We start from the raw sequence: 14,877 nt of genomic DNA on the forward strand, positions 1-14,877 counted from the left end.
GTCACAACTACTTTATTACTAATTATTATCTAGGCTTTCTCCATTTGTTTCAATCACCTTTTTATACCAATAGTAGCTTTTCTTCGGAATTCTTTCCAATTCTTTTTCATCTTGTTCATCACGGTCAATGTACACAAAGCCGTAACGCTTCTGATAACCATTTAACCAGCTTAATAAGTCAGTAAACGACCAAGCACAATAACCGATTAATTCAACACCGTCTGTGATTGCTTTTTGCATTTCTAGGATATGCTCTTTTAAGTACTGAATACGGTAATCATCATCCACTGATTTATCTGCTTTTAGTTCGTCATAAGCACCAAGGCCATTTTCAGTAACCATCATTGGCAGATCATAACGATTCTGTAATCTTCTTAACGCAATTCGAATACCAATCGGATCAATTTCCCAACCCCATTTCGTTTTCTTAAGATGAGGGTTGGATACATTCGTAAACATTCTTGTTTCCGGGCTTTGCGCTTGTTCTTCTTTCGGCTTCATTAAGTATGGATCTGTTGCCTGGAAATCTTTCTCCAAATCTTGTTCCGTCTCTTTCAATGGATACTCGATTTCATTTGCTCTTACTGTTCCACCATGATAATAGTTAACTCCTAAATAGTCCGGTTTTGCTGATTGTAATAACTCTGCATCACCTTTTTCGATGGTTGGAGCTATCCCTAATCGTTCCAACTGCTTGAAGGTCACTTTTGGATACTTGCCATGGACATAGACATCTAACCACCAATGGTTTTGAAATTCCTCTCCATTAAGGGCTGCTAATACATTATCAGGCGAACAATCAAAGCTGTACATCGGTCCATAACCGAAACTTGGTCCAATCATTCCTTTTGGTACTAGCTCATGAAAACTATTAATCGCTTTAGCATTGGCAAGATTAATAATATGATTTGCTTCAAACATTCGTTTAACATCGGAAACATTTGGTGGATGTGCTTGCCAGCGATAACCAAGAGCAGTAAAAACATTTTGCTCGTTAAAGCTTACCCAGTACTTTACTTTATCTTTAAACCTGCTAAACAGGAGGCGCGCATAATGATCAAAGTCATCAATCGCCTGTCTTGATTCCCAGCCATTATATTTATCCTGTAATGTTTGTGGAATATCCCAATGATAAAGAGTTAAAACCGGTTCGATATCATGCTTGCGTAATTCATCTATTAAACTCTCATAAAATTGCAGACCTTTTTCATTAACTTCACCGTTCCCATCAGGTAATACCCTGCTCCAGGCAACAGAAAAACGATATGCTTTCAGACCCATTTCAGCCATGAGTGCAACATCTTCCTTGTAACGGTGATAGTGATCAACTGCTACATTACCGTTAGTACCTTGAAACGTTTTTCCAGGAATTTTTGTAAAGGTATCCCATATCGAAGGTCCTTTACCGTCAGCATCCCAGCCACCTTCTATCTGATAAGCAGCAGATGCCGCTCCCCATAAAAATTGTTTTGGGAAAGCGTCTAAGTGATCATGATACATGTTGATTCGCTCCTTTTACCAAGTCATTCTCCATGAAGCTTGTTTATTTTGATAAAGCATCATTGTTTGATTATTTTCTTTACTATTTGGAAACAGTGGAAAATACAACTTTATCTCCTGATCGATGTTGCTTACTATTTGTAGCTCGAGGTATTTTGCAATTGTATCCCAAGTCAAATGGTTCACTGTCATTTGATTTTGGAGACGAACACCTTTGATTTCCCCTTTGGGAATTGAAGATGGAAGAGCTCCTAACAGTGTCAAGCGACCATTACTAAAGTCGACTAACATCTCATGCACTACTTGTGGCAGGGCTCCATTGCCATCAACATTAAAAATCTCCTGCTCGTTATAATGGGACATCATTAACGAGGAGTAAAAGCAATTATGATCAATTAGTAGACGGAAAATATCTTCAATTAATTCCGGCATATGGAATTGCGTAGCACAAAGGGCAGCATGCATTCTGCCATGTGTGGAAGAGGTGTCTCCATTTTCATTTAATAACCATGCTTCTAATCGTTTATCAAATGCCGTCCTTGCTGCCTGCCACATCACTGGATCTGTTTCATTATTAAACTCTCTACTTTGAAAAACAGGATAAAGATGAGAAAAATGACGATGATTATAATTTTCTTCCTTATCTGGTGTTATCCATTCTTTTAGCGCACCCTCATCATTGATTTGGTAAGAAGGCATTTTACTCCGCATCACTTTGCATTTGTTTATCCTTTCCTCCGGATAATCTAAGATTTGATAAGCCTCACTTAAGTTGGTTAATACTTCTTTTGCTACTGCGATATCTTGTGTGGCATTATCGGCTGCTCCGTTTTCTGCTGAATAAGAAGGGGTAAATCGATAAGTCCCGTCCGGATCTTCGATTAGGAAATCCTCGTAGAATAAAACAATTTCCTCTAGAAACGGTACAGCTTCATTTTGTAAAAATAGTTTATCACCGGTAAAACGGTAATATTGATAATACCAATGTGCCAGCCAACCGGCACCACATGTCCATAGATGTAATGGCCATTCGTCATTCCAATGCACATGCTTACCATTGTTACTAGAATGAATAGCAGCCATCACACCTCTTGCACCGTAATACTTTCGGGCATTTTCCCGAAATCCTGGCATTAACTCTTTGATTAAGCGAAAATAACCTTCCAATCCTTCCACAAGATTACTAGAAAGCGCAGCAGCAATGGATAACTCGACATTGGTATCAAACGTAAAATCACCGCTCCATGCAGGTTCAAAAGTTCCTGTCCAGATTCCTTGTAAATTCGGTGTTAGCTCACCAGCACTGCAAATATACATATAACGACCGGCATCATACATTTTTTCCAGTAAAACAGGTGTGATTTGTCCTTGCTGCTTCGCTTTTTCCACTAATGACCAAATCGGTTGCTGCCGCTCCTGATCTGTCGCTAGTACTAGCTTAACTCTTTCAAACATTTCCTGATGAACTGCCACATGCTTTTGAAAAAGAGTCTCATAGTCTTCTGCAGCATTAAATGGCTTTTTAATAATTTTACGTTGTGTTTTTTCCTTGTAAGGTATAATTTCCATTCGAATCAGAATCGGTTCTTTACTTTTTACTTGAAAACCATTTGAACTGGTAAGAGGCTTCACTTCCTCAGCATCTACATGTATCAACACATCGTATCCAGCCTCACTATAGCAATAATCAAAATGAGTATGAAGGGTTGCCTCCTCAATCATACTTGTTTGGCTCATTTTAGGATGTTGATAATCTGCTAGTTTCAATGTGTAACAACCTGGGCTTAGATAATGAATGATTTGATTACAATCCTGTGATACAAATGATTTTCTCACACATGTTTGTTGATTAATTTTATAAGAGACGACGAGCTCCCCTGTCTCATAGTTAATACTCCGTTTATACTCCTTATAATCGTTATGGTTGGTTTCTATATTCAAATGGAATCCCGGATGTGACGGGTCACTCATTGTTAATCCCTGGTATCCAAGCTCTTTTGCCTTTTGATAATAAAAGGAAATCGCTTGTTCATATCCATGCTTGCGGATAATTGATCGCATTTCTTCCAGATACGAGGACATATCAGGTAAATCATAACTGTTACCTTGTGGTAGATAAAGACGACAATGGTTGCCAATGATCGTATCATGAGCAGGATCACCGAATACCATTACGCCATGACTGCCATTGCCACTTACCAATGCATCCTCCCACTGTTTAGCAGGTTGGTCTGTCCAGATTCCTCGTGTAGGTATTAGATGCTGCAAAATACTCATCCTTCCACTAATTGTATTGATTGAATCGATAGCTGATTGATTGCCAGAATGATATCAATTGAATCCTTTCCCTGTGAAGGTAGATCAATTATTTTATCTGTCCATTGATTAACATCGATATTTAATAGAGCAACAGGCTGACTTTCCCGATCATTTATATAGAGATTTAATTGACCATCCTCACCTTTCACTCTTACCTTTAATTTAGCATTTGGCAGTTGCTCTACATTACGGAACAAAATCCATCCTGGTCGTTCAGCTGTTACACACGGTCTTTCCATTTCTCCTTTAGTTAAGGTGATCTTTGCGTAATCATCATAGTTCTCTGCTGGTGTTGGTTGTTGAAGAGAACGTCCAGTGATCACTTCCCCTTTGATTTTTACCGGAGCAAATGTATAAAGAAATCGATCACTAGATTGTCCGATATGGAAACGAACCTTCCCTTGCTCCAGGACAAATTGGTTTGTTCGGACATCAAATACTTTCAATTGATCAGTATCAATTGATACGGTTACTCGTTTTTCCTCTTCTGGTAATAGAAGAACCTTTTCAAATGCAACCAATTGCTTCGTTGCTCTCGGATAATATCCTCCCGTTACACTTGCGTATATTTGGACAACTTCTGCTCTGTTACAATCATTTTCATTTTTCAAAGTAAATGACAATAATACTTGATCATTTTCCTTGATCACATTTTTATTTATACTCAGATCTTGATAGCTAACATTCCCGTAGCTTAGGCCATGTCCAAATGGATACAACACATTACGATCGACATATTGATAGGTTCGCTTCCCTTTTCGAATATCATAATCTGTTATATCAGGTAATTGATTAGCATCCTGGTACCATGTCATGCTTAGTTTGCCAGAAGGATTATTATCTCCGAATATGGTAGCAGCCAGACTGTGACCAAGCTCTTGTGAACCATGTGAGCTATAAATAATTGCTGGGACATGATCTTGTTCCCAGTTTATAGCAAAGGGGTAGCTTCCAATCACAATTAGCACCGTATTCGGGTTGGCCTGATAGACTTCTTTAATTAAGCGCTGTTGATAGTCCGCCAGTTTAATATCTTGGCGATCTTCCGTTTCTTTGCCATTAATCATCGGATGATTCCCTACACACACTATCGCGACATCGCTTTCCTTGGCACGAGCTGCTGCTGTTTGTATTCCATTATCAATGATTTTTTTCTCAAAAAGCGTAGTATCTTTTTCGTTCACCATTACTTTGCCTGCTTTTATTGTTAACGGATAGCCATTCCAACTACTAAGTGTATATAAACCTTGATCATTAATTGCTACGTTAATTTTTTCGCGATTAAACCAGTCAAAAACCTCTTCTTTTGTAGCTGAAAAAGTACTGTTTTTGTCAGCTTGTGTTAAATAACGATTCGTCTTCACACTTCTAAAAACATGCCAGTTATTTCCCCAATCTTCATCAACTAGAACAGCAGACCATTCATCATCTTTCATAACACCCCATTGATTTTCTTTATTTACTCCTACATAATTAGAAGAATGCTCTGGTTTCCAAATCATTCGGTCAAATCCATCATGATAGGAGATTTCCACATCGCTGAGATAGTCTTCGATTCCGGCTAGTGGGGATATTTTATAAGGCGGATATCCTGTATACCAATCTCGAAACACATCATTAGCAGTTGGACCAATAATCGCTAGCTTTTTTAACTTATCCTTTTGTAAAGGTAACAACTGTTCTTCATTTTTTAATAAGACGATTGATTCATCCGTTACTTTCCGGGCGAGTTTACTATGTTTCTCACTACACATAACATGTAAGGGTAAATGATGATAAGGATTTTTACTTGTGTCCAGGTCAAAGTGTCCTAAACGAAAACGCACCCTTAGCATACGGCGAATCGCACGGTCAATATCTTCTGGTTGGATTAATTGTTTGTCTAATGCTTTCCTTGCAGCCTCTTCCACCACTTCCTTACGATCTACGAAACAATCAATCCCTTTTTTTAAAGCGTCTGCTAATGCTTCTTCGAAGGTAGTATAATATTGATATGCTTCTACATTTAAAGTCAATGCTCCACCATCGCTGACAATAAAACCATCCATATTCCATTCATTCCGAACAATTTCTTCGATTTCATGTATTTGCATACATGGAATACCATTGACACCATTATAGGCAGTCATCATCGATAAGGCATTAGCTTCTTTAAAAGCCGGTTCAAACGCTTTCAAATAATATTCTTTGCGATTGCGTAAATCAATACTGTTGGATGTATCTTCACGTCCTCTTTCATTATTATTACCGTAAAAATGCTTCGGTGCTGCAACAAGCTTTACATAAAAAGGATCGTCACCTTGCATTCCTTTAATTAATTCTTTCGACAATTGCCCCGTTAAGTAAGGATCTTCTCCATATGCCTCTTCTGTCCGTCCCCATCGAGGATCACGTTCCATATCAATGGTTGGTGCCCATAAAGTCAGACCCGTTTTCTCGTTTTGCTGCTGATAAAATATTCTCGCTTCATCTCCTATTACACTACCTACTTGATGTAATAGTGCTTTATTCCAAGTACTGGATAATCCGATTGGCTGAGGAAATACGGTCGCTTTACCACCATTACGATCGACTACTCCGTGAGCTGCCTCTCCTCCTACAGCATATTCCTTAATTCCCAGTCTTGGTATCGCGCTTTGTTTTGTACTTAGCAGTGATATCTTTTCCTCTAACGATAACGCTTCCATTAATGTTGATAAACGTTCTTCTAAAGGTAAAGAGGGTGATTGAATCTTTTCTACAATACTCAAAAACTCACACCTTTCACAGACTCCAAAGGAAATCGGTTTCCTTTTCGTTGAATTTATTTGCCTAACATTTACACTTAATCAAGTTCATTATAAATAAATTAATTTTAAAAAGCAATGAAAAATAGCATCCCAAAATGGAATGCTATTACGTTAAAACATAGCTATATTGCATGTACATATCAGCATGGCTTCTCCTCGGTAAAAACTCCTATCAATCTTAATAAATGTAATTTCGGCTTCTATTCTCCTCTTTTTTAGATCAACTGAAATCGACTTTTCGTTGGTATAAAGGTAACTGGAACAGAGGGAAAACGATGTTGTAGCTGTTTAGCCAATCGTTCCATACCAGGATCTTCACTTTCTGCATGACCTAGTTGAATTAACCCTTTAGAGTTACCTTGCCTTGTTACATCCCAGACAAATTCAGGCGTTTCCCATTCCGGGCCTTCTCCGTAAATGACAAGGTCTACCTTTTCAAATAAAGGAATCGTTGTCATGCCATTTCCTCGGTATCCTGACAGTACAGCAATATGTTCACATGTCGTATTCATATTACCGACAAAACGTAAATGTTCTATTGATAATTTTTCCTTTAAATGAGAAGCAACCTTTTCAAGCGTTGCATTCGGTAAATGTACTATAGTGCAGTTTGAATTAGTTTCCATTATATAATGCTGCCAATTAAGGGCTTCTATCAAACCTAGTGTAATACCATCAGGCTGACTGCGATGAACTGCATCATGGTTACGATAGATGGCCAGATTAGTTTGCTTTATAATTGATTTCTTTTGTTTTATCAGTGTTGTCTCTGCTTCTAATGCTTGATTGGGCTGGTGCTGGTAAAAAAGACCTTCATGGGTAATTAGTAAATTTGCGTTAATATCGGCTGTTCGTTGGATAACATCCATACTTGGCATAAAACTGACAGCTATCCCTTTTACTATATCTTCTCTATTTCCGTATTTTAACCCGTCAACCGTTGATGGATCATAGGTAATTCCATCCTCCATCTGATCGATTACATGTTGAATAGTAATCATTTAAGACACTCCCTTTAGGAAAACATTATAGCGATGACCCTTTTCCTTCCTGAAACGTGATTAACCCGTTCCAATATTGCTGGAACGGGCTTTGTAAGACTCCGCTTACCTAGTGATAATTTTCTTTAACACGTCTTTTGGCTGTTGGTCCTGATCAAACAGGAATGGCCAGTTTTTTCGGCCTTTTACCGGGAAATCATGTAGCCATGTGTAATCATCAGCTACTCCCCAAAATGTGATTGCATGGATATGCTCTTTATATTCTTTGAAGACCTCGAAAAATTGCGCATACCGTTCCGCTTGTAATTCATTCATAGCTTCTGTCGGTTCGGACAAATCTGTTCGCTTATCATCAAATGCAAACATCGAAACATCCATTTCGGTAATTTGTACCTCCACACCCAATGAAGCATATTTTTCAATTGCTTGACGGATGTTATCCAAGGATGGATCATAAATATTCCAATGAGCTTGCATTCCTACTCCATGAATTGGTACTCCTTTTTCCTTCAACTGTTTTACTAATTGATAGATTTTATCGCGTTTTGTGGGGTTTGATTCATTATAGTCATTATACAGTAAAGTTGCATCCGGATCTGCTAGGTGTGCAAATTCAAAGGCTTTTTCTATAAATGATTCACCCAGAACTCGATACCATTTAGAGTCACGGTAAAATTGGTTCTCTTCATCGGCAATTACTTCATTTACAACATCCCAGCTGTAAATCTTCCCTTTATATCTACCTACAACTGTATCAATATGGTCTTTCATTCTGTTTAACAAAGTATCTTGATCTACTAGCCTGTCATTGTGTTCAAAAAGCCAATCACTTGTTTGATTATGCCATACTAATGTGTGACCTCTCATTGCTTTCTTATGTTTCTCCGCAAATGCGACCATTTTGTCACTAATTTCAAACGTATATTCATTTTCATTCGGATGTAGACTCTCAAACTTCATTTCATTTTCGGCTGTTAAACTGTTAAAATGCTGTTTAATCAAATCCTCTGACGAATACATGGTATGTTGATTAATCGCTGCTCCTATTTTAAAATCCTTCTCAAAATACTGATAAAGACTTGATACATTTTCTGACATGTGAAAAACTCCTTTTTATTTTACTGCTCCAAGTGTCATCCCTTTAACAAAATATCGTTGCAAAAATGGATAAACCATAATAATCGGCAAGCTTGCGACAATCGTCATGGTCGCCTGAATCGATTTTGGTGTTACCATGTTGGCACTGCCATCAGCTGAATTAGCAAAGGCGGATGCCATATCACCACTTGATGTTGTACTCGAATTGGATAGTATTTTCATCAGCTCATATTGTAAGGTAGTAAGGTGTGCTTGACTTGAATTATATAAGAACACATCAAACCATTGATTCCATTGAAAAACAGCTACAAATAAAGCAACAGTTGCTAAAACAGGTAAAGATAGCGGTAATACAATTTGGAAGAATATCCGAAAATCACCGGCTCCGTCAATTCTTGCAGATTCAAAGATACTGTTCGGCAAGCCTTCGATAAAGGAGCGCATGATAATCAGGTTAAATGCACTGATTAATGTTGGTAGAATGTATACCCAGAAAGACCCAATTAACTGTAAATCTCTCATTAATAAGAATGTTGGGATTAATCCTCCATTAAAATACATCGTCATAATAAAAATAATCGTAACAGATCTTTTAAAAACAAAGTTAGGCTGAGCAATCGCATAAGCTACCATTGCAGTACAAAACAATCCAACACCAGCCCCGACAAGTGTTCTTAATACAGAAATCAGGATAGCTTGATAAATAGCTGCTTTCTCGAATACGTGCTCATAGTTGTGCCATGTAAATTCTCTCGGCCATAAATAAATGCCACCACGAACAGAATCTGTTGCATCATTTAAAGAAATCGCAATTTGATTTAAAAACGGATATAGCATAAACACACAAAGAATGAGCATAAAAATAATATTACATGTATCAAAAATGATATCTTCTTTCGTTCGCATAAAGCTTGCTTTTTTTCTTTTAAACATAAATGGCCCCCCTAATAAAGTCCACCTTGACCCATTTTCTTCGATAATGAATTGGCTGCAATTAAGAATACAAAACTAATAACCGTTTTGAACATACCAGCAGCTGTGGCTAAAGAAAAGTTAAACATCGAAATACCATATTTAATAACAAATACATCAATATTTTCAGAGTATTCGACGTTTTGACCATTTCCTAGCAAATATTGAGGTTCAAAGCCTGCTTCTAAAATGTAACCAATATTCATAATAAGAAGAACAATAATAACAGACTTCATACCAGGAATGGTAATATGCAAGATTCTTTGAATTCTGGATGCACCATCAATTTTAGCTGCTTCATATTGCTCTTGATCAATCATAGAAATCGCTGCTAAATAAATAATCGCGTTCCAACCAACATTTTTCCATGTTTCTGTTGCACCCAAAATCCCCCAAAAATACTCTCCTACACCTAACCAAAGAATTTCTTTATCAATTAAGCCAAGTGTCATCAGTACCTCATTAAGGATACCTTCAATTGATAATACAGAAGAAACTAATGCTGCAGCTACAACCCAAGATAAAAAGTGTGGTAGATAACTGATTGTTTGAACTACTCGTTTAAATTTGATATTGGATAATTCATTAATCAATACAGCTAGTGTGATTGCAGTAACAAACCCTAATACTAGGTTAATAAGACTTTGTGCTAGCGTATTCCGAAGTACACCAAGAAAGCGATCATCTGTAAATAAGAATAAAAAATGCTTCAAACCGACCCATTCTTGTTCAGAGAAACTCAACGCTGGCTTATAATCTTGAAAAGCCATGGTCCAGCCCCATATAGGTAAATATTTAAAAACAATTACCCAAATAACAAAAGGTACGGTCATCCATAGCAGTGCCTGTTGTTGTTTACATTTTTTCAAAAAAGCTTTAATGCCTTTTTCTTTTTGTGGCTGTGCTAAAGTCTGCATTGTATTTGATTCTGATTGCAATGGTAATTCCCCCTTTTCTATTACAATAAAAAATTTTCTCTATGTTTTCGGACCATTAGGCAAACAAGCCATTCGCCTAATGAACATCGATAATTATTTGGATGCTTCATTCTTGAATTGAATGGTCCGAAAACAACAAAGATTACCATTTTTAAAGTAAGGCAGGGACAAAAAGTAAAACCAGAACATTTCCTATCACCACTCGTCAAATTACTTCGTTTTCCACAGGGCATGTGTTGGTCAAAGGACCGTCATTAACCGACCGCACAAGCCTGGGTAACTTTGACTACAATTAGTGTATCTGTGTTTTTAATGTTCGATTTTCCTTTGCCTATTGGCTTTGTCCCAACCTCTTCCTTTAAAATGTATATCCTTATCAGTCCTTAACAGGTATCGATGACACACCGATACCCGTTAATATGACCAAAGGAACAGATTGTACGAAATGAGTGGGCGATTGCTAAAATTACTCCGCAGTTGCTGCAGATTGTTCAGCTAATTCCACTTTTCTCTTAACTGACTCTGTGATAACTTCTTCATATTCTTCATATGGAAGGCCTTCGAATTCATCTAGATAACTTTCCCATTGGCTATCAAATTCACTTGGATCAGCAAAAATAATTTCAGGGAATTTCCGTTTCATTAAGTCGTCTAATTGCTGTTCATATAATTGAGCTGGGGATCCTGTTTCGATTGGTGTATCCCAAGCTGGATACCATGGTCTTTCATCTGGCTCAGAGAATAGCTCTGTAAATGTTTCAATACCATAGGCATCTAAAAATTCTTTATCTCCATCGTCATACATCATAGTTGCTACTTCTGGTTGCTTAGGAGGTTCTACAGCATTACCATCTTCATATAATCCATTCATACGAGGCCATCCCCACTCGAAGTAAGTAAATCCGAAATCATCACGGAATTCTGTACTTCTTGTAAGTTCAATTTGCTCTTCTGTACGATAATAGCGACCATCATCATCTATCTCATATGTTTCGCCTTCAATACCCCACGTAATTAGTTTTTGGGTATCTTCTTTCGCCATGTGATCTAAAAATTTAATGATACGAATTTGATCTTCTTCCGACGTACCTACTGTAATTCCCATACCAGGTGAAGCTGTGAAACCTACTGGATCTAAATATTGATCTTTAATTCCTTCTTCAAACACAATCGGAAATGCCATATAGTCGTTATACGGGTCATCATCTTCCTGAAGTGTGTTCATTGCATCACCAACTTGCCAACGATAGTCAAAGAAACCTACTACACGACCAGTTGTTAACTTAGCTAAATATTCATCATAGTTTTGTGTAAATGATTCTTGATCAAATAAACCTTTGTCACTCAGTTCGTTTAACTTTCTCAACCAACGTTCTGTTTCTGGCTTATTAGGGTAAACAGTTGCTTCATGCGTCTCCATGTCTACCATAATACCGCCATCATTTGGATAACCTGCTAAATGATTTGGTTGATTAGAAAGTGCAAAGAAACGCCAGTCATCTGTTAGTGCCGTAAAACCAATTGTATTTGCTCCATCAATTTGCGGATTTGCTTCTGTATATTCTTCAATAATTGCAAAATATTCATCTAGTGTTTTTGGATGTGGGTAATCTAACTCTTTTAATACCTCACGCTTTATCCACCATGCACCTTGCTCTACGTTTGCCGGCTTTGCAAAACCATGGGATGCCCCTGAAGGAATAATATAAATATTTCCGTCATCACGTTTCATAAAATCTAAATAAGGTCCATACATTTTCATAATATTAGGTGCATGTTCCTCCAGCAGATCATTTAGAGGAATAAATCCTCCCGCATCTATTACAGCATCTGTAGATTGTTCTGCATTTAATAACTCTGGATATTCTCCACTAGCAATCATCGTCCCAATTTTCTGATTAACGTCACCAACAATGTGCTCAATGTCAAAATTAACTCCAGTTTCTTCTTCAAACATCTTCCCTATAGTTGTCTCAGAGGTATTGATATCTTCTCCAGGACCTGATGCATCAAAGAAATCATACGTGTAAATCTCGCCATCACTTTCTTCGTTATCTGCTTCTTCTGTACTATCATTACCACTGTCCGTTGTACCTGCTTCCTCACTATCATTACTACAAGCTCCTAAAACTAATAGTAATAGTGCAGCTAGTAAACTTAATAGCCATACCTTCTTCTTCCATGTCATAAACTAATTCCCCTTTCCTTTTACGTATTTTTCTTTTGCTGTTTTAAATTGTAAGCACTTTCATTGTAACTTGTTATGATCGCAATTGTTACCCATCAAAGTTTAGTTGAAACTTTGAAAAATATATGTAGTACATTCAACCTATACTTTTTTAGGGTCTATATCTTATAGTAGCAACTCAACTCTCTAAATAATTCCATTGACCGCCCGCATCTCCGCGTATATTTTTTCTCACACGTCATGAACATCTTAATGAATCAACAGATACCCTCGCAGGAAATTATATCTATAAAATGCGAAATGCAGCCCAAAAAGTTGGACTACATTTCTGTTTGCACTTTAACAGGTATTTTAAGGTAGATCGTTGTTCCATGGTCCTGTTCTGTTTTTATTTTTAATTGAAATTGATCTTGATAGTACATTTTCAAGCGCTGATAAACATTCCTGATTCCTATACTATCACCCGTAATTTCATCCTCTTCAAATGAATCCATTATCTCATTATATATACGCTTTTCGATTCCTTTTCCATTATCCTCAATCATACAAATAAGATGATTATTATCCATTTCGATTTTTAAATGAATTTTTCCGTTTGTTTTTAATGGCTCTATCCCATGGATACTTGCATTTTCGACGAAAGGGATAATCGTCATATTAGGAATCAAAATATGTTCTGCCGAATCTGCAAGTTGGATGCTATATTGCATTTTATCATCAAATCGATATTTTTGTATTTCCAGGAAGGCTTGGATTAATTGCACTTCCTCTTTCACTGTTATAAAATCCTTCTCCCAGGTAATCGAGTTTCTTAATAGCTGTGCCATATTCCGAATTATTTCCGCTGTTTCCTCTTCTTTTTTCAAGACGCTTCTCATTCTGATCGTTTCCAGTACATTAAATAAAAAGTGAGGATTGATTTGACTTTGTAATGCTTTTAATTGTGTTTCTTTTTTTTGTATTTCCAAATCTTTCTTCTGAATACGTGCAATGTACACATCATTAATCAAATCTTTAATTTTTTTAGACATGCGATTAAACTCCGTTGTTAAAACACCAATTTCATCCTTATAGGTTTTTCCAGGTATTAACTCAAAGTTTTGATCTTTAACCTTTCTCATCTTTTTTACGATAGTATTTAATCGAAAATGAATATTACCAACAAGATAAATAATAAATAAAGTAGGGATGACAAAATTCCATAAGGCTAAATACAAGATGGATGGAATCGATTTTTTTACTTCCGCTAACAATTGATCCTCTGCCATTACACCAACCACTTTCCAATCTGACATATATTGCAACTGGTAGAATTCTTCTAATACTGTAGAGTTTTCAGGTATCTGGATAGTATCAAAGGAAATATAGTCAGACTGCCACTGTATGGATTCATTAGTGGAATACTCAATAATGTTCTTCTCATTTAATAAGTAAATGTCTCCTTCAAACGTTTCGTTAGCAAAAAGCTGATGAATAAACCGATCGTTCAAATTAATCATGATAACCTTTTCATTTGATGAGATAGTAGTAGATCCCAAGGCTCTGACCACAACAAATTGATCTAAATCACCGTTTTCTGCTTTGGCTCTCGTAACAATTGGATATTTATCTCTAGTCTGAAGTGTCGATTGGTACCAATGTGATGCTTTTACTTCTTCGTCAATTGCAAATATTCCACCAGCAGTTATCACAGTAGGATTATCCGTAAATAGATGAACAGAGCGGATCGAAGAGTAAACTGGTGTATATTTATTGATATCGCGAAAATGGTTATTATAATCCAATATAAAATCAACAGGTGACTCATATGCAGTGTCTAATAGTTGATAAACAAATGCATCTGAATAAAGAACAGATGCTACTCCTACAGCATCCTCGACCCCTTGCTTAAAACTATTTGCTACTTGTCTTAATGCAAGTTGGTTATCATGTATTTTTTGGGAGCGGACATTTTCTGAAGTCACATTATAAAAAATAACATTCGTTAATACGATAGGTAAAAATACACAAAACATATAAATTAGTAATAATTTATTTCTGATTTTAATATCATTCAGGTGAATTCTTTTCAT

The 14,877-nt window shown here is 36.8% G+C and carries 9 protein-coding genes; all 9 read right to left on the reverse strand.

What is annotated here, in order from left to right; genetic code table 11:
- Positions 1–18: 18 nt before the first annotated feature.
- A complete protein-coding gene (locus ACTNEP_RS15295; RefSeq protein WP_441162886.1) occupies positions 19–1,500 on the reverse strand; it encodes a glycoside hydrolase family 1 protein in 1,482 nt (493 codons plus the stop codon).
- 15 nt (positions 1,501–1,515) lie between these two features.
- Positions 1,516–3,768 (reverse strand): glycosyl hydrolase family 95 catalytic domain-containing protein, encoded by a 2,253-nt coding sequence (locus tag ACTNEP_RS15300; protein WP_441162887.1) that lies wholly within the window; start codon positions 3,766–3,768, stop codon positions 1,516–1,518.
- Positions 3,769–3,773: 5 nt separating this feature from the next.
- Positions 3,774–6,569: a glycoside hydrolase family 3 C-terminal domain-containing protein gene (locus tag ACTNEP_RS15305; RefSeq protein WP_441162888.1), complete on the reverse strand. Its 2,796-nt coding sequence runs from the start codon at positions 6,567–6,569 to the stop codon at positions 3,774–3,776.
- Positions 6,570–6,823: 254 nt separating this feature from the next.
- Entirely contained in the window at positions 6,824–7,609 is a 786-nt protein-coding gene (locus ACTNEP_RS15310) for a Nif3-like dinuclear metal center hexameric protein (RefSeq protein WP_441162889.1), read from the reverse strand.
- Positions 7,610–7,714: 105 nt separating this feature from the next.
- Positions 7,715–8,707 carry an endo-1,4-beta-xylanase gene (locus tag ACTNEP_RS15315; protein ID WP_441162890.1) on the reverse strand — a complete coding sequence of 331 codons (993 nt, stop codon included), beginning with the start codon at positions 8,705–8,707 and terminating at the stop codon, positions 7,715–7,717.
- Positions 8,708–8,722: 15 nt separating this feature from the next.
- The gene (locus tag ACTNEP_RS15320) at positions 8,723–9,640 is read right to left on the reverse strand and encodes a carbohydrate ABC transporter permease (RefSeq protein ID WP_441162891.1); all 918 of its coding nucleotides are present in this window, start codon (positions 9,638–9,640) and stop codon (positions 8,723–8,725) included.
- 11 nt (positions 9,641–9,651) lie between these two features.
- Positions 9,652–10,596, reverse strand: coding sequence for an ABC transporter permease (locus ACTNEP_RS15325; protein WP_441163001.1), 945 nt, complete (start codon positions 10,594–10,596; stop codon positions 9,652–9,654).
- A 487-nt stretch (positions 10,597–11,083) separates the two neighbouring features.
- Positions 11,084–12,805 carry an ABC transporter substrate-binding protein gene (locus ACTNEP_RS15330; protein WP_441162892.1) on the reverse strand — a complete coding sequence of 574 codons (1,722 nt, stop codon included), beginning with the start codon at positions 12,803–12,805 and terminating at the stop codon, positions 11,084–11,086.
- Between the two features lie 320 nt (positions 12,806–13,125).
- Positions 13,126–14,877 carry a sensor histidine kinase gene (locus ACTNEP_RS15335; protein WP_441162893.1) on the reverse strand — a complete coding sequence of 584 codons (1,752 nt, stop codon included), beginning with the start codon at positions 14,875–14,877 and terminating at the stop codon, positions 13,126–13,128.

The organism is Gracilibacillus sp. HCP3S3_G5_2, from assembly GCF_052063305.1.
GTDB lineage: Bacteria > Bacillota > Bacilli > Bacillales > Amphibacillaceae > Gracilibacillus.